This is a genomic window from Streptomyces anulatus (genome assembly GCF_014650675.1).
Classification (GTDB): domain Bacteria; phylum Actinomycetota; class Actinomycetes; order Streptomycetales; family Streptomycetaceae; genus Streptomyces; species Streptomyces anulatus.
The window spans coordinates 122,775-139,838 of record NZ_BMVK01000017.1 but is presented as its reverse complement, the minus strand read 5'-3'; the positions used below and the strand labels follow the sequence as shown (position 1 = coordinate 139,838).

Genomic DNA, 17,064 nt, shown 5'->3' with positions numbered 1-17,064 from the left:
GGAGACCGGCTCACGGACGACCGCGACGAAACCGATGGCCCCGGCGCAGGGGGACCAGTCCTGCGACCTCGTCACGGTCCCCGCGCGGCAGGGACTGGAAGCCGTCGACATCCTCCGTCGCGGACGGGACCAGGAGCCCGTGGGCCCGGTCCTGCACGACGGCGCCTGCGACACCCTCGGCTTCCTCGTACCGCCGGGCACCGCCGACGCCTGGGACGTACCGGGCAGCGCCTGTACGCGGACCGACGGCCGCGGGCTGCGCATCCCCGCCGAGCCGCCCGGCTCCGGCTCCGGCTCCGGCTGGCTGCTCCCGCCCGCCGAGGACGCCCCGGTCACCGATCCGGCCGTGCTCCGCGCCGCCCTCGACCAGGCCGCCCGGCTGATCGAGGCGGCCGACAACTGCTGCTGAGCCCATAATGGCCGGACGGGCGGAACACCTCCGCGCGACCGGCGACCCGGGCCCCCACCAGCAAGGACCAGCGAACGTGGCACGTCGAGGAGCGCCGGCCCGAGGCAAGGACAAGGCCGCGGGCAAGGGGAGGGCGGCCGGCGGCAACAAGGCCGCGGGCAAGGGCGGAGCCGAAAGCGCCAAGGGGCGTCAGGGCGGCGGCCGGGGATCCGGCCGGGCCGAGCGGGAGCCGGTCTCCCAGCAGGTCGGCGGCGGACTCGCCGAGCTCCTGCCCGACCGGGAACGCCCGGGCGCCTGGACGCTCCTGATCGACGGCGCCCCGCAGTCCCATGTGGACCTCGACGAACCCGCGCACCTCTCGTTCGCCTACCAGCGCCGCCTCGGCCACGTCATCGACCTCGCCGCACCCCCGCTCCAGCCGCTGCACGTCCTGCATCTGGGCGGCGGCGCGTTCACCCTCGCCCGGTACACCGCCGCGACCCGCCCCCGCTCCACCCAGCAGATCGTCGAGCTCGACGCGCCCCTCGTACAGCTCGTCCGCGACCACCTCCCGCTGGACCCCCAGGCCCGGGTCCGGGTCAGGGCGACCGACGCCCGCGAAGGGCTCGGCAAGTTCCCGGACGGCTGGGCGGACCTGATCATCGCGGACGTGTTCAGCGGGGCCCGCACCCCCGCCCACCTGACCTCCGCCGAATTCCTCGCGGAGGTGCGCCGGGTGCTGAAGCCCGACGGGCGGTACGCCGCGAACCTCGCCGACGGCCCCCCGCTCGCCCATCTGCGCGGCCAGGTCGCCACCGCCGCCGCCGTCTTCCCCGAACTGGCGCTGGCCGCCGACCCGGTGGTGTGGCGGGGCCGCCGCTTCGGCAACGCGGTCCTGCTCGCCTCCGCCCTGCCGCTCCCGGTCGCGGAGTTCACCCGGCGGGTGGCGAGCGACCCGCACCCCGGCCGCGTCGAACACGGCCGCGCGCTCACCGACTTCACCGGCGGCGCGGCCGTCGTCACCGACGCCGCGGCCAAACCGTCGCCCACGCCGCCGCCGTCCGTCTTCGAGAACCCCTGAGCAGCCCCTGAGCCGCACCTGAGTAGCCCCTGACCGGCCCCTGGCCGGACTGCCCCGGCTCTACGGTTCGACGACCTGCACCGTCGGCGGTGTCCCGTTCCAGGTGCAGAACACCGAGTACGTCTTCCCGCTCTTCCCGCCTCCGTCGCTGAAGTCCACCCGGATCCAGGCGTCGTTCGTCCACACCTGCATCGACCAGCCCGGCTCGGGCGTCGCCGAGACGAGCTTCGCCGAGCGCGCCCCGAGCTCGAACACCACCCGGCCGCCGTCGGTGCGATAGCTCTTCACCTCGCCCGAGGTCGACGGCGCGGGCGGCTTCGCCGGGGTCGCCGACGGCGTACGGGAAGGGCGCGGGGCCGAGGGCGAGGGGCTCGTTCCGCCGGTGCTCGGCGAGGCGGAGGGGGAGGGCGAGGTCCGGTGAGTCGAGGAGACGAGCGGCTCCCCGGTGCTCTGCCCGATGCGCTGAGGAGGCCCCGAACCCACCGAGACCGGCACGGCCCGGGGCGGGTCGTAGGCCGTTCCCGTCATGACCGTGTGCACGCCCCACCAGGTGAGCGTGACCGCCGCGCCGGTGGCGAGCGTCCACGCCAGCGCGTGTACGAGTCCTCGTTGCATCGGCACATCCTGCACCACCCGGCCCGCCTCCGCTCTCCTCCGGGGGTCGTGAACAACCGCTCTTCTCCGGCCTTTGCGGAGGTTTCCGACGAGGCCGGGACCGGGCCCGCCGGCATGGCGTACGGTGCCGCCCATGGCAAGTGTGCTCGTGGTCGAGGACGACCAGTTCGTACGTTCCGCCCTCATCCGGCACCTCAGTGAGGCCTCCCACACGGTACGGAGCGTGGGCACCGCGCTCGAAGCGCTGCGCGAGGTCGCGCACTTCCGCTTCGACGTGGTCATCCTCGACCTCGGACTGCCCGATCTGGACGGCGCCGAGGCGCTGAAGATGCTGCGGTCCATCACCGACGTGCCCGTGATCATCGCCACCGCCCGGGACGACGAGAGCGAGATCGTCCGGCTGCTCAACGACGGCGCCGACGACTACCTGACGAAGCCGTTCTCCGTCGAGCACCTCTCCGCCCGGATGGCCGCCGTGCTGCGCCGCTCGCGCGCCGCCGGCGGTGAGGCGCCGCCGCCCCGGGTCATCCGCGTCGGCGGGCTCTCCATCGACCCGCTGCGCCGCAGCGCCGAGCTGGACGGAGCCGAACTCGACCTGACCCGCCGCGAATTCGACCTGCTCACCTTCCTGGCCGGGCGGCCCGGCGTGGTCGTCGCCCGCAAGGAGCTGCTGGCCGAGGTCTGGCAGCAGTCCTACGGCGACGACCAGACCATCGACGTCCATCTGTCCTGGCTGCGCCGCAAGCTCGGCGAGACCGCCGCCCGGCCGCGCTATCTGCACACGCTGCGCGGCGTCGGCGTGAAGCTCCAGCCGCCGGCCGACGCCCCGGCCGCTGCCCCGGCCGATACGCCGGTCACGGAGCCGCCCGCATGAGATGGGCCCTGGTCAAGGTCTGCCTGGCGGTCACCGCCATGGTCGTCATCGCCTTCGCCGTGCCGCTCGGACTCGTCATCCGGGAGATGGCCAGCGACCGGGCGTTCTCGGACGCCGAACGCCAGGCCGCGATGATCGCCCCGACGCTCTCCATCACCACCGACCGCGAGGAGCTGACCCGGGCCGTCCTGTCCACCGAACCGGGCGACCGGGGACGCCTCGCCGTCCATGTCCCGGCCGAGGGCGGGCCTTTGGACATCGGCACCCGGCGCGCCACCCCCAAGGACGTGGCCACCGTGCGCAAGGCGGGGCGCGCCTCCATCACCGAGGTCACCGGCGGCTTCGCGCTCCTCCAGCCGACCGCGCTGGGCACCGGGGACATCGCCGTCGTCGAGGTGTTCGTCCCCGAGGGCGAGGTCTCCCACGGGGTCGCCACCGCCTGGCTGATGCTGGCGGGCGTGGGCGTCGCGCTGATCGTCGGCTCGGTCGCGGTCGCCGACCGGCTCGGCGTACGGATGGTGCAGCCCGCCCAGCGCCTCGCGGGCGCCGCCCAGGACCTGGGGGAGGGGCGCCTGGGCACCCGGGTCCCGGAGGAGGGCCCCACCGAACTGCGGTCCGCAGCCGTCGCGTTCAACTCCATGGCCGACCAGGTCGTCCAGCTCCTGGCCAACGAGCGCGAGCTGGCCGCCGACCTCTCGCACCGGCTGCGCACCCCGCTCACCGTGCTCCGGTTGAATGCCGCGTCCCTCGGCGAGGGCCCGGCGGCCGAGCAGACCCGGGCGGCGGTCCTGCAGTTGGAGCACGAGGTCGACACGATCATCCGTACCGCCCGCGAGCAGCGCCCGCAGCCCCAGGCCGGGCAGACGGGGGCGGGCTGCGACGCCTCCGAGGTGATCCGCGAACGCATGGGCTTCTGGTCGGCGCTCGCGGAGGACGAGGGGCGCGAGGTGCGCCTAGCGGGAGTCGACCGTACGGTGCGCATCCCCGTGGCCCGCCCCGAACTGGCCGCCGCCCTCGACGCGTTGCTCGGCAACGTGTTCCGCCACACCCCGGAGGGCACCGCCTTCTCCGTCGACGTCCACCACAGCGGCGACGCCGTCATCGTGCTCGTCTCCGACGCCGGCCCGGGGATCTCCGACCCGAAGGCCGCCCTCGCCCGGGGCGGCAGCGGGCGTGACGCGGCGAGCGGGTCCGTCGGCTCCACCGGCCTCGGCCTCGACATCGTGCGCCGGGTCGCCGAGTCCACCGGCGGCGACCTGCGCATCGGCCGGTCCGTGCTCGGCGGCACGGAGGTCCGGATCTGGATCGGTCTGTACGGCAGCCGCCCCGAGCGCGGCCGACGCGGACACGGCCGGCGGGTCGGCCGCCGGACCGGCTGGCAGCGGCGGAAGGAGCCCCGGACCACGACCGGCTCCGGGGCCCAGCATTAACCCGCGCCGATGGGTTCCTTAAGCCCGCCCTAAGAACATCAACTGCGGCCCGGAACGCCCTCTTTGCCCGTTCCGTTGCCGCTAGCGTGCTCGTTGTACCTCCTCGTCGGCGGTACAGACCCCCACGCCGGCCCCCGCTGTCACCGGTCGCCCCGGTGGCGGTGGGGAAACCGGCACCCAGCAGCCCGAACGCCCCCCTCGGGCCCCGAACCGCACGTATGCCCCCCACCGCGCGCTCCGGCCGGACCCCACCCCACCTCCGGCCGGGGCGCGCATCTCACCCCGCCTGGGGGGTGGCTTGCCACTCCTCCGCGTACGCGTCGAAGATCGCCCGCAGATGATGGCCGATCTTCAGGTAGTCCAGATCGTCCAGATTGGCCAGCGACACCCGCACCGACCACTCCGGGCCGTCGAAGCCGCCGCCGTTGAGCAGCACCACCGACGTCTGCTCGGCCAGCCGGAACAGCGGGTCGACCGGCTCGTAGTTCTTCTCCAGGAAGTCGGCGAACGGCTTTCCGTGCACCCGCTCGGCCTCGGCCAGCAGATCCAGCTCGATGTAGTACGCGGCCCGCTTCGGATCCTCCGAGACCTTCATGTGCACGCCCTCCAGCAGGAGTTCGAGCCGCTGCTGGACGATCGCCCGGATCCGGTGCTTGTAGGCCTGGCCCTCGTCCAGCATGTCGAACAGCGAGAACAGCACCATCATCGTCTGCTGCGGCAGCGACAGACCCGCCGTGTGGTTCAGCGCCACCTGCCGGGAGTCCGCCACCAGCCGGTCGATGAACCGGATCTTCTCCGGCTCCAACGACAGCGTCCCGTAACGCTTGTTGAGACGGTCCTTCTGCGCCCGGTCCTGCTCCGCCAGCATCCCGTCGATCACGTTGTCGTCGTGCAGCGCGATCACCCCGAGCCGCCAGCCGGTCGCCCCGTAGTGCTTGGAGTAGGAGTAGACGAGGACCGTGTTGCGCGGCAGGTCGGCCGCGAGCGAGCGGAAGCCCTCCACGAAGGTCCCGTACACATCGTCGGTCACGATGATCAGGTTCGGGTTCTGCTCGCCGACGATGGACACGATCTGCTCGGCGACCCGGGTGGAGAGCGCCAGCGAGGGCGGGTTGCTCGGGTTCACACAGCAGACCAGCTTCACCGACGGGTCCGCCAGCTTGGCGATCTCCTCCTCCGGGTAGCGCCACTGCCGCACCCCGGTCTCCGTGAACAGGCTCGCCTCCACCCGCACCACGTCGAAGTCGTACGTGTCCAGCTCCGGGATCTCCAGGTACGGGGTGAACACCGGCACCATCAGGGCGATCCGGTCGCCCTTCTTCAGGATCCCGTTCTTCATCAGCGAGTCGAAGACGTAACACATCGCCGCCGTGCCGCCCTCGGTCGCGAACAGGCTCAGCGTCTGCCCCTCCGGCGGCCGGTGGTCGAACATCTCGTCCGCGATGTAGCCGCGCACGATCTGCTCGGTGTGGTGCAGGATCCGGTCCGGGACGGGATAGTTGTCGCCGATCGAGGAGTCCGCCAGCTCGTGCACGAACGCGTCCCGGTCGAAGCCGAACCGCTTCACCGCCAGATCCACGCTCGCCTTCAGCAGCTCGATGCCCGGCAGCTCCGGGTGCGTACGGACGAAGTGCTCGAAGCGCTCCGCACACCCCGACTCCTCCGGCATGCCGCCCAGGTTGTCGGCCGTCCACACCCGCCGCGACTCCGCGATCGCGAAGTAGCCGAGCGCGTGGTACGCCTCGCGGGGCCCCGTGGCGACCCAGTTCGGGTTGCCGCGGCCCGCGTTCAGCATCGTCCGGGTCGACTTCCCCTTCTGGCCCGGACGGTCGCTCTGCGCGGTCGTCGCGATCTGGATGAACTTGTCCTTCAGCTCGAAGGGGGAGAGCTGGGCGAACGACCGGATCTCTTCACGGCTGATGCTGGTCTTGGGCATGGTGGTGTCCACTCCGTAGCAGGTCAGTGGTTCAGCAGGACGATCACGGCGCCCCACACCGTCAGCAGGACGTTGCCGACGGCGTACGGGATGGTGTAGCCGAGGGTGGGAATCTGGGACTTGGAGGTCTCGTTGACGGCGCCGATCGCCGCCGTGGTGGTCTGGCCGCCCGCCAGGACGCCCATCAGGATCGGGAAGCGGATCTTCTGCACGTAGTGCCCGACCAGGAACCCGGCGAGCAGCGGTACGACGGTGGCGACCGCGCCGAGGAGCAGCAGCCCCCAGCCGGCCGTGGAAAGACCGCTGGTGAAACCGGGCCCGGCGTTGATGCCGACGACGGCCACGAACAGGCAGAGCCCGAGCGTGTCCATGAACCACTGGGCGCCGGGCGGCACATTCCCGTACGTCGGGTACTTGCCGCGGATCCAGCCGAAGACGAGCCCCATGATCAGGCCGCCGCCCGAGGTCGACAGGGAGATCGGCACCCCGCCCGCCGTCAGCGCCGGGATGCCGATGCAGCCGCCGAGGAAGATGCCGAGGCCGACCCAGACCATGTCCGTCGCGAAGCTCGTCGGGACAGGCTTGCCCAGCGCCTTCCCCGCCGGTCCGACCAGGCGTTCCGGCCCGGTGAGGACGAGCGTGTCGCCGCGCTCCAGCTTCGTGGACAGCCGGTAGGGGAAGACCGCCCCCGCCCGGTACAGCTGGTCGATGTACACACCGACCATGAACGGCTCCCGCCGCACCTCCTCCACGGTCCGGCCCAGCTGCGCCTTCTCCGAGACGACGACGTGCAGCGTCTCGGTGCGGTAGCCCAGCAGCGTCACGTCGTCGGCCTCGGACCCGATGTGCGTCACCGCGTCGAACTCCACCAGGTCGCCCCGGATCGCGCTGACCGCGACGGTGTCGCCGAGGCGCAGGACGCGGGACTGGTCGTGCTCCAGGACCGTGCCGTCGCGGCGGATCCCGGTGAGGTAGACCCGGCGGCCCAGCGCCTTCTGCTGCTCCTCGAAGTCCGCCACCGAGCGGCCCACCAGATCGGGCCGCTCGACGCTGTACGCGCGCAGCACCACCTCGTAGTAGCCCTCGCCCTCGTCCGGGCTCTCGTCCGGCGCGTCCAGCTCCGCCGCCAGCTCCGCGCTCTCCTTCGCCAGGTCACGGCGGTAGAGCCTCGGCAGCACGTTGGCCAGGAGCATCGCGCACAGGATGGTGCCGAGCGGATACGTCACCGCGTACCCGACGGCGACCAGGTTCTCCTGGGTCTTCACCTCGGCGGGGGAGAGGCCGGGCAGGGTGCCGATCGCGTCCTGGGCGACACCGATCGCGGCCGACTGGGTCAGCGCCCCGCTCATCAGGCCGGCGCCGAGCCCGGGACCGTAACCGAGCAGGTTCGCGAAGAGCCACGACACCAGCAGCCCGGTCACACAGACGACCACCGCGTTGACGACCTGCGGCAGCCCGTCCTTCCGCAGTCCCCGGAAGAACTGCGGGCCGACCCGGTAGCCGAGGGCGAACAGGAACATGATGAAGAACAGGTTCTTCACCGTGTCGTCGATCTGGACCTCGAACTGGGCCCCGAGCAGCAGCCCGGCGACCAGACAGCCCGTCACCGCGCCCAGTGCGATCGCCCGGTAGCGGACCTTCCCGAGCAGGAAGCCGAACGCGACCACGAGGAAGACGAGCAGCTCGGGGTGGGGCTGGAAGATGTTCCGGTTCAGGAAGTCGATCACGTCAGGCCCCCAGCACGCCGACGAGGATGGGCCCGGTCAGCGGCAGCAGGAAGTTGGAGAGCGTGTACGTGATCGTGTAGCCGAGAAGCGGTACGGAGCTCTGGGCCACCTGGGTGATGGAGGTGATCGCCGGGGTGGAGCACTGCTGCCCGGCGATCGCGCCGATCAGCAGCGGCTTCTCGATCTTCAGCAGCTTGCGCCCGACGATCAGGGAGATGGTCGCCGGGACCAGCACCATGGCGATGCCCGCGAACGGCAGCAGTGCCCCGTACTCCTTCAGCAGCGGCCAGGCCTGGGGCCCCGCCGCCAGTCCCGTACAGGCGATGAAGACGGCCAGGCCCATGTCCTTGAGCGTGCTCGCGGCCTGCGGCGGGAACGCGCCGAAGGTCTGGCTGCGGGAGCGGAACCAGCCGAAGACCAGGCCGGAGATCAGACAGCCGCCGCCGGTGCCGAGCGACATCGGGATGTCCCCGAACTTGACGACGATCTGGCCGAGCAGGGAGCCCGCCACGATGCCGAAGCCGAGGTAGATGAAGTCGGTGGCGTCGTTCTTCACCACCGCGCCGAGCTTGGCGACGAGCCGGTTCAGCCCGCCCCGGGCGCCGACCAGGGTGAGTACGTCGCCCCGGGCGAGGACCGTCTCCCCGCTGGCGGGCAGGTGCTGGTCGTTGCGCAGCACGTCGGTGATGTAGACGCCGTCCTTGCGGAACTCCGGGTGGCGTTTCTCCAGCCGGTCGATCGTGGCGCCGATCGTCTCCTTCTCGGTGACGGCGACCTGACCGGTGGCCAGCGGGGTGTCGAGCCCCGGCACGGCCGGGGTCTCCGGGCCGATCTCCCGCCCCGCCTCGATGATGGCCGACCGCTCCCCGACCACCTGGATCAGGTCGCTGAGCGTCAGTTCGAGACCGGGGGCGGGCGTCAGCAGCTTGCTGCCGCGCTTGACGCCCTCGACGGTGATCCGGCCGCCCAGGGCGCTCTCCAGAGCACCGACGGTCCGCCCGTCCGCCAGCGTCACCAGATAGGTGCGGCCGACCAGGCCGGGCAGCGCCTCGCGCTCGTCGGACTCCAGCCCGCCCTGACCGCCGCGCATCTTCTCCCACAGCTCGCGCGAGGCGTCCGCCAGGTTGATGCGGAGCAGCATCGGCATGATCTGGCTGGTGAAGAGCACGATGGTGATCAGGCCGAACAGGTAGCAGACCGTGTACGCGGTGGCGACGTGCCCCTGGTACTGGCTGATCTGCGCGGAGGTCAGATCGTCGAGCTTGCCGATGGCCTCGGTCGCCGTCCCCACGACGGCGGACTCGGTGGCCGCTCCCGCGAGGATTCCGGATGCCGTGCCCACGTCCAGGTCGAAGGCCTTGGCGAGCCCGAAGGCGATGCCCAGGACGCAGACCAGCTCGATCAGACAGAGCGTGAAGAAGCGCAGGCTCTTGCGGTTGAGGTTGGCGAAGAACTGCGGTCCGGCCATGTAGCCGAGCGAGAAGATGAACAGCGCGAAGAAGACCGTCTTGACGTCGTCGTCGACGCTGATGTGCCGGGTGCCGAGCAGCAGCGACACGATCAGGGTGCCGCAGATGCCGCCGAGCGTGATCGGGCCGACGCGGAGCTTGCCGACGAGATAGCCGGCCGCGAGGCAGAAGAAGAGGGCCAGTTCGGGATGGTCGCGCAGAACGCCCATCCCGCCTCACTCACCGGGGCTGGTGTCGACGACCAGGATGATCAAAAGGTGCATAAGGCAGAAATTAACAGGGGTGGAGCGCCCCGGCAGCTCGCCCGGCCCGGCCCGCCCCCGTTCACCTTCCGACGGGAGGGCGGCCCAACGCCCCCTCGGTGACGCGCCGGACATCCCTCGGCAACGGAATCGTCTTCAACTCTTGACACCCACCCCCTTCAGGCAGCAACCTTCCGGCAACGGCGCATGGGAGCGCTCCCACTCTGGGGGAAGGTCTCGCGCGCTTCCTCTTCCCGCAGCAGACCCGACGCCCTCCGCCCTGTCTCGCGGAACAGCGCCGGTACCACCCCGGAACAAGGAGCAGTGGAATGCGCATCACCCGCAGCGTTGCCGGTCGACGCCGGAGAACCGTCCTCGTGGCCACCACCGGCCTCACGGTCACCGCCCTCCTCCTCACCGGATGCGGCGGCTCGTCCGACTCGGACAAGGGAGCCGACGCGGACGGGAACATCACCCTGACCGTCGCCGACTTCGGGCAGTTCGGGTACAAGGAAGCCGGGCTCTTCGAGAAGTACCACGAGTTGAACCCGAAGATCACGGTGAAGGAGGACACCACCGCCGAGGAGAAGAACTACTACCCCAAGCTCCTCCAGCAGCTGAACTCCGGCAGCGGCCTCGCCGACGTCCAGGGCATCGAGGTCGGCCGGATCAAGGAGATCGTCGACACCAAGGCGGGCTCCTTCGCCGACCTCTCCAAGACGATCGGCGTGGACGAGTGGGTGTCGTGGAAGGCGAAGCAGGCCACCGCCCCCGACGGCGCGGTCATCGGTGCGGGCACCGACATCGGCCCGATGTCCCTCTGCTACAACCGTGAGCTGTTCGAGAAGGCGGGACTGCCCACCGACCGCGCCGAGGTCGCGAAGCTGACCGAGGGCGGCTGGGAGGACTTCCTCGCCCTGGGCGAGCAGTACAAGAAGAAGGCCCCCGAGGGCACCTACTTCATGGACTCCGCGAGCGCCATGTTCAACGCCGTGGTCAGCTCCAGCCCCGAGCAGTACTACGACGCGAGCGGCAAGCCGATCTACGAGAAGAGCGCCAGCGTCGAGAAGGGCTGGAAGCTCGCCGCCGAGGCCGCGTCCAAGAAGCTGACGCAGGGGCTGGCCCAGTTCGAGGACCAGTGGCAGGCGGCCCTGCGCAAGAGCACCGTCGCCACCGTCGTGTGCCCCGCCTGGATGGCCGGCCAGATCTCCACCTACGCCGGTGACGCCAACAAGGGCAAGTGGGACATCACCAGCGCCCCCGGCAACACCTCCGCCAACTGGGGCGGCTCCTTCCTCGCCGTCCCGAAGTCCGGGAAGAACGTCGCCGAGGCCACCGAGCTCGTCAAGTGGCTGACCGCCCCCGCGCAGCAGGCCGCCGTCTTCAAGGCGATCGGCGTCTTCCCGTCCAATCAGGGCGCCTACGACCTGCCGGACGTGAAGAACGCGACCCTGCCGTACTTCAACGACGCCCCGATCGGTCAGATCTACGCCGACGGCGCGAAGTCCATCCCCGAGGCGGTCCTCGGCCCGAAGGACGGCGTGATCAAGGACTCCATCTCCACCCAGATCAACAACATGGAGCAGCGCGGCACCAGCCCCGACGACGCGTGGGACGCGGCCGTGCGGACGATCGACAAGGCCATCGGCTGACCTTCCGCACCTGACACCGGACCGGCCCGAACCGGTCCCGCGCCGGGGTGGGCGGGCGACACCCGCCCGCCCCGCCGCCCGCCCACCCCTCCAGCCGCCCCACCCCTCCGCCGCCCCGGCCGTCCGTCGGCGCACCCAGGGAAGGACTCCCCGCCCGTGGCAACCTCGACCCCCACCCGGGATGCGTACGTACCCCCGCCCCGTCAGCCGCAGAAGGAACCGCCCAGCGAACGGCGGCAGTTGTGGCGCAGCCGGCTGTGGAGGTTCGACGACAAGGCGTCCCCGTACGCGTACATCGCCCCGTTCTTCCTCGTCTTCGGGGCCTTCGGGCTCTACCCGCTCCTCTACACCGGCTGGATCGCCCTGCACCGGGTGGAGATGACCGGCCTGGACTCGATGGAGTGGGTGGGCTGGGAGAACTTCGACAAGATCCTGCACGACCCCGAGTTCTGGACCTCGGTCAGCAACACGTTCCTGATCGGCGTCATCTCCACCGTCCCGCAGCTCCTGGTCGCCCTCGGCCTGGCCCACCTCCTCAACTACAAGCTGCGGGCCAGCACGTTCTGGCGCACGGTCATCCTCACCCCGTACGCGACCTCGGTCGCCTCGGCCGCCCTCGTCTTCGCCCTGGTGTTCCGGGCCGACGGCGGGCTGCTGAACTGGGCGCTCGGCCTCGTCGGCTTCGACGACACCAACTGGGCCAACGGGCACTGGACCTCGAAGATCGCCATCGCCGTCATCGTCATCTGGCGCTGGACCGGCTACAACGCGCTGATCTACCTCGCCGCGATGCAGGCCGTCCCCAACGACCTCTACGAAGCGGCCTCGTTGGACGGCGCCTCGCGCTGGCAGCAGTTCCGCAAGGTCACCATCCCCTCGCTGCGGCCGACGATCCTGTTCACCATCGTCATCTCCACCATCGGCTCGATGCAGCTCTTCGGCGAGCCGCTGCTGCTGGAGGGCGGCGCGCTGGGCGCCACCGGCGGCAACGAGAACCAGTACGAGACGCTCAGCATCTACCTCTACAACTACGGCTGGAACCTCGGACATCTCGGTCCGGCCGCCGCCGTCGCCTGGGCGATGCTCGCCCTCCTGCTGATCATCGCCGCGGCCAACTGGTTCATCGGCCGATTCGTCCGCAAGTCCGCGGTCTGACCGGGAGCACATCCATGACCCTGACCAGCCCCACGCACACCGCCCCCGTGAAGCTCGCACCGGCCCCGAAGGGCGATGCCCCGCGGCGCCCGAGCCGTTTCCGGATGGGCGCGGGACAGCAGATGAAGGGCGGCCCGTTCGCCTACATCGCGCTCGCCGTCGTCGGCTTCGGCTCGCTGCTGCCGCTCTACTGGACCCTGGTCGCGGCCTCCCGCACCCAGGACGAAGTCCTCGCCTCCACCCCGCCGTTCCTCCCGGGCGGAAAGCTGCTGGAGAACGTCCAGACCGCCTGGGAACAGGCCAACCTGGGCAAGGCGATCCTCAACAGCGTCATCGTCTCGTCCTCGATCACCCTCGCGACGCTCTTCTTCTGCACGCTCGCCGGATACGCGTTCGCGAAGATGCGCTTCCGGGGCCGGGGCTGGCTGATGACCGCGGTCATCGCCACCCTCACCATCCCGCCGCAGCTCAGCGTCGTTCCGCTGTTCATGATGATGTCCGGCCTCGGCTGGGGCGGGCAGCTCGAATCGGTGATCTTCCCGACGCTGGTGAGCGCGTTCGGCGTGTTCTTCATGCGGCAGTACCTGATCGAGGCGCTGCCGTACGAGCTGATCGAGGCGGCCAAGATCGACGGCGCGAACAACCTCCGCATCGTGGTGAGCGTGGTGCTGCCGGTGGCCCGCCCCGCGATGATGGTGCTCGGGATGCTCACCTTCGTCCAGGCGTGGAACGACTTCTTCTGGCCCTACCTCGCGCTGAACCAGCAGAACCCGACCCTTCAGGTGGCCCTCGGCCAGCTCAGCGCCTCGTACACCCCCGACCAGTCCATCGTGATGGCGGGCGCGCTGATCAGCACGCTGCCGCTGCTGGTGGTGTTCGTGGTCTTCGGCAAGAAGATCGTCGGCGGAATCATGTCCGGCGCGGTGAAGGGCTGACCACCCTTCCCTCCCCCCTTCCCCCTCACCTCTCATCCCTCACTTTCCCTCAGGGAGCGCTCCCACATGACAGCCGTCCGATCTGACACGGCCCCGCAGCAGGCCCTCGCCGCCGCGGCCCCCTTCCCGACCGGTTTCCTCTGGGGCGCGGCCACCGCCGCGTACCAGGTGGAGGGCGCGGCCGCCGAGATGGGCCGCACCCCCTCCATCTGGGACACCTTCAGCCACACGCCCGGCCGGACCCTCGGCGGGGACACCGGGGACGTGGCGGCCGACCACTTCCACCGCTACCGCGACGACGTCGCCCTGATGAAGCGCCTCGGACTCCAGGCGTACCGCTTCTCGGTCTCCTGGTCCCGGGTCCAGCCCACCGGCCGGGGACCCGCTGTGGAACGCGGCCTCGACTTCTACCGGTCGCTCGTCGACGAGCTGCTCCTCGCCGGCATCAAGCCCGTCGCCACGCTCTACCACTGGGACCTGCCGCAGGAGCTGGAGGACGCGGGCGGCTGGCCCGAGCGTGCGACGGCCGAACGGTTCGCGGACTACGCGGCCATCATGGCCCGCGCGCTGGGCGACCGCGTGGGCATGTGGACCACGCTGAACGAGCCCTGGTGCTCGGCCTTCCTCGGGTACGGCTCCGGGGTCCACGCCCCCGGCCGCACCGAACCGGCCGCCGCGCTGCGGGCCGCCCACCACCTCAACCTCGCCCACGGCCGGGCGGCCGAGGCGCTGCGCGCCAACCTCCCCGCCGCCGCGCAGACCTCGGTCACCCTCAACCTCCACCAGGTGCGCCCGCTGACCGGCAGCGAGGCGGACGCGGACGCGGCCCGCCGGATCGACGCGGTGGGCAACCGCGTCTTCACCGGGCCGATGCTGAAGGGCGCGTACCCGGAGGACCTGCTCGCCGACACCGAACGCATCGTGAACTGGGCGGAGTTGATCCGTCCGGGAGACCTCACCGCCATCGCCGCCCCGATCGACGTGCTCGGCGTCAACTACTACACGCCCACCATTGTCAGCACGCCCGCCTCCGGCTCCGGGGACACCCGCAACGACGGCCACGGCAGCAGCGAGCACTCCCCGTGGCCCGGCTCGGAGCACGTCGCGTTCCACCTCGCCGAGGGCCGGCCGGTCACCGCGATGAACTGGTCGGTCAAGCCGGAGGGCCTGTACGACCTCCTCATGGACGTCTCACGCGAGCACCCGGACCTGCCGCTGATGGTCACCGAGAACGGCGCGGCGTTCGATGACGCCCCGGACGCGGACGGCCGGGTCCACGACCCGGAGCGGATCGCCTATCTGCGGGGCCACCTGGAGGCGGTACGCCGGGCCGCGGCCGACGGGGCGGACGTACGGGGCTACTTCCTCTGGTCCCTGATGGACAACTTCGAGTGGGGCTACGGCTATGCGAAGCGCTTCGGCGCGGTGTACATCGACTACGCGACCCAGCGCCGTACGCCGAAGTCCAGCGCCCACTGGTACGGCGACGTGATCGCCCGTCACGCGCTGCCGCCGGTCGGGGGCCCGGACGCCTGACCTCGTGGGAGCGGTGGGCCCGGTCGTTCCCGACCGGGCCCACCGCTTTTCCGTCCCAGGCTTGGGAGCGCTCCCAATACACTGTCCGTACGCTCGTCGGGGTGATCGGTCCAGGACTTGGATTGACTGTACGGCTGTGAGAAATTGACCGGGAACGGGGAGGCGGCCATGGCGGCAGCGCGAGTACGGAGCGGCGGGCGGCCCACGCTCGAAGAGGTGGCGGCACGGGCCGGGGTCGGCCGGGGCACGGCCTCTCGGGTCATCAACGGCTCGCCCCGGGTCAGCGACGCGACCCGACAGGCGGTCGAGGCGGCCGTGGCCGAGCTGGGGTACGTCCCCAACCGCGCCGCCCGCGCCCTGGCGGGCAACCGCACCGACGCCATCGCGCTGGTGGTGCCCGAGCCGGAGACCCGCTTCTTCGCCGAGCCGTACTTCTCCGCGATAGTGCGCGGCGTCGGAGCGGCCCTGGCGGACACCGAGATGCAACTGCTCCTCACCCTCGTCGGCAACGACCGCGAGCGCCGCCGGCTCGCCCAGTACCTCACCGCCCACCGCGTCGACGGGGTCCTCCTGGTCGCCGTGCACGCCGACGACCCGCTGCCGGAGCTCCTGGAACAGCTGGGCATGCCCTGCGTGATCAGCGGCGCCCGGCACGCGGCCGAGACGCTGCCCTCGGTCGACTCCGACAACTTCGGGGGCGCGCGGGCCGCCGTCGAGCACCTGGTCTCCCGGGGCCGCCGCCAGGTGGCCACGATCACCGGCCGCCTGGAGGTCTACGGGGCCCAGCGCCGCCTGGACGGCTACCGCGCGGCGGTCTCCGCCGCCGGCCTGGCCCCCGACGAGCGCCTCATCGCCCCCGCCGACTTCACCGAGGAGGGTGGCGCGAGGGCGATGCGCGACCTCCTGGCCCGCCGCCCCGGCCTCGACGCGGTCTTCGTCGCCTCCGACGTGATGGCCGCCGGCGCCCGCCAGGTCCTGCGCGAGGCGGACCGCCGCATCCCCGAGGACGTGGCCCTGATCGGCTTCGACGACTCGGTGGTCGCCCGCCACATGCACCCGGCCCTCACCAGTGTCCGCCAGCCCATCGAGGAGATGGGCCGCCGCATGACCCAGCTCCTCCTGGACGAGATCGCGGGCCGGGCCCCGGGCGACGAGCGCCCTTCGGAGGTCCTGCCCACGGAGCTGATGGTCCGCGACTCGTCGTGACGGGCGGGCGTGGCGGGTGTGACGGGTAGGGCAGGACTCCGCGGCCGGTACGGGCCGCGGAGCCCTGCCACGCGCCTTCAGTGGTATGGACATGACCAAAAGACAGGACTAGCCTCCGTCTTGGTCTAGACCAAGCGCGGCGAGCCGCCGCCCGGTCCATCTGTCCGCAAGCTCCACCCCTCACCCCAGGAGCACCACATGCGCAGAAAGATCACCGCCTTACTCCTCGGCCTCGGCGTCGCCGGGGTCTCCCTGCTGGCCACCTCCGGCAGCGCGCAGAGCCACGGGTACACCGACTCGCCGGTCAGCAGGCAGCAGCTCTGCGGCAACGGCACCGTCCGTGACTGCGGGCAGATCCAGTGGGAGCCGCCGAGCGTCGAAGGCCCCAAGGGCTTCCCGGCGCGCGGGCCCCGCGACGGTCTGATCTGTGCCGGGGGCAACCAGCGGTTCGCCGAGCTGGACGACCCGCGCGGCGGAGCCTGGCCCGCATCCGACGTGACCGCCGGGGCGAGCCACACCTTCCGCTGGCGGATCACCGCCCGGCACGCCACGACGGACTTCCGGTACTACGTCACCAAGGACGGCTACGACCCGGCGAAGCCCCTGACCCGGGCCGACCTGGACCCGCAGCCGTTCCTCACCGTGCCGTTCGGCGGGCGGCAGCCCGGGGCGACGGTCACGCACGCGGGCAACCTGCCGCAGAAGTCGGGCAAGCACCTGATCCTCGGCGTCTGGACCATCGCGGACACCGGCAACGCCTTCTACGCCTGCTCCGACGTCACGTTCTGAGCCCGGCGCACCGCCCTGGGCCGGCGGAA

At 71.2% G+C, this 17,064-nt stretch carries 14 protein-coding genes; 10 read left to right on the top strand and 4 right to left on the bottom strand.

From position 1 onward, the window contains the following. Positions 1-34: 34 nt before the first annotated feature. Together IE272_RS31400 and IE272_RS31395 are read left to right on the top strand one after the other, a co-directional pair. Complete coding sequence (locus IE272_RS31400; protein ID WP_073958631.1) at positions 35-409, top strand: hypothetical protein; 375 nt, start codon at positions 35-37, stop codon at positions 407-409. A gap of 76 nt (positions 410-485) precedes the next feature. Then, complete coding sequence (locus IE272_RS31395) at positions 486-1,469, top strand: spermidine synthase (protein ID WP_050359752.1); 984 nt, start codon at positions 486-488, stop codon at positions 1,467-1,469. A gap of 60 nt (positions 1,470-1,529) precedes the next feature. Here IE272_RS31395 and IE272_RS31390 read toward each other — a convergent pair whose 3' ends face one another. Continuing rightward, a complete protein-coding gene (locus tag IE272_RS31390; RefSeq protein ID WP_057663012.1) occupies positions 1,530-2,084 on the bottom strand; it encodes a hypothetical protein in 555 nt (184 codons plus the stop codon). Positions 2,085-2,217: 133 nt separating this feature from the next. Here IE272_RS31390 and IE272_RS31385 point away from each other — a divergent pair, with 133 nt between their 5' ends. Both IE272_RS31385 and IE272_RS31380 read left to right on the top strand, forming a co-directional pair. After that, a complete protein-coding gene (locus tag IE272_RS31385; protein ID WP_050359754.1) occupies positions 2,218-2,958 on the top strand; it encodes a response regulator transcription factor in 741 nt (246 codons plus the stop codon). After that, positions 2,955-4,388, top strand: a complete 1,434-nt coding sequence (locus IE272_RS31380; protein ID WP_190009165.1) for a HAMP domain-containing sensor histidine kinase — start codon at positions 2,955-2,957, stop codon at positions 4,386-4,388. Before IE272_RS31385 ends, IE272_RS31380 begins: the two co-directional genes overlap by 4 nt. 277 nt (positions 4,389-4,665) lie before the next feature. On the opposite strand, the gene IE272_RS31375 is transcribed toward IE272_RS31380, so the two are convergent. Genes IE272_RS31375 through aspT (IE272_RS31365) form a run of 3 tightly spaced genes read right to left on the bottom strand, consistent with a single transcriptional unit; the run spans position 4,666 to position 9,729 of the window. Beyond that, on the bottom strand, positions 4,666-6,324 hold the full coding sequence (locus tag IE272_RS31375; protein WP_056707637.1) for a bifunctional aspartate transaminase/aspartate 4-decarboxylase: 1,659 nt from the start codon (positions 6,322-6,324) through the stop codon (positions 4,666-4,668). Between the two features lie 23 nt (positions 6,325-6,347). Beyond that, positions 6,348-8,051 carry an aspartate-alanine antiporter gene (aspT, locus tag IE272_RS31370; protein WP_190009163.1) on the bottom strand — a complete coding sequence of 568 codons (1,704 nt, stop codon included), beginning with the start codon at positions 8,049-8,051 and terminating at the stop codon, positions 6,348-6,350. 1 nt (position 8,052) lies between these two features. Then, complete coding sequence (gene aspT / locus IE272_RS31365; protein WP_050359758.1) at positions 8,053-9,729, bottom strand: aspartate-alanine antiporter; 1,677 nt, start codon at positions 9,727-9,729, stop codon at positions 8,053-8,055. Between the two features lie 362 nt (positions 9,730-10,091). On the opposite strand from aspT (IE272_RS31365), the gene IE272_RS31360 reads away from it, so the two are divergent. The 6 genes from IE272_RS31360 (at position 10,092) to IE272_RS31335 (ending at position 17,035) form a co-directional block, all read left to right on the top strand. Next, on the top strand, positions 10,092-11,414 hold the full coding sequence (locus IE272_RS31360; protein ID WP_056707133.1) for an ABC transporter substrate-binding protein: 1,323 nt from the start codon (positions 10,092-10,094) through the stop codon (positions 11,412-11,414). A gap of 156 nt (positions 11,415-11,570) precedes the next feature. After that, positions 11,571-12,569 (top strand): carbohydrate ABC transporter permease, encoded by a 999-nt coding sequence (locus tag IE272_RS31355; protein ID WP_050359760.1) that lies wholly within the window; start codon positions 11,571-11,573, stop codon positions 12,567-12,569. A 14-nt stretch (positions 12,570-12,583) separates the two neighbouring features. Next, positions 12,584-13,504, top strand: coding sequence for a carbohydrate ABC transporter permease (locus IE272_RS31350; protein WP_032792007.1), 921 nt, complete (start codon positions 12,584-12,586; stop codon positions 13,502-13,504). 66 nt (positions 13,505-13,570) lie between these two features. Then, entirely contained in the window at positions 13,571-15,040 is a 1,470-nt protein-coding gene (locus IE272_RS31345; RefSeq protein WP_057662994.1) for a GH1 family beta-glucosidase, read from the top strand. 168 nt (positions 15,041-15,208) lie between these two features. Further along, positions 15,209-16,246: a LacI family DNA-binding transcriptional regulator gene (locus IE272_RS31340; RefSeq protein WP_190009161.1), complete on the top strand. Its 1,038-nt coding sequence runs from the start codon at positions 15,209-15,211 to the stop codon at positions 16,244-16,246. Positions 16,247-16,444: 198 nt separating this feature from the next. After that, positions 16,445-17,035 (top strand): lytic polysaccharide monooxygenase auxiliary activity family 9 protein, encoded by a 591-nt coding sequence (locus IE272_RS31335; RefSeq protein ID WP_050359762.1) that lies wholly within the window; start codon positions 16,445-16,447, stop codon positions 17,033-17,035. The last annotated feature ends 29 nt before the right edge of the window (positions 17,036-17,064 follow it).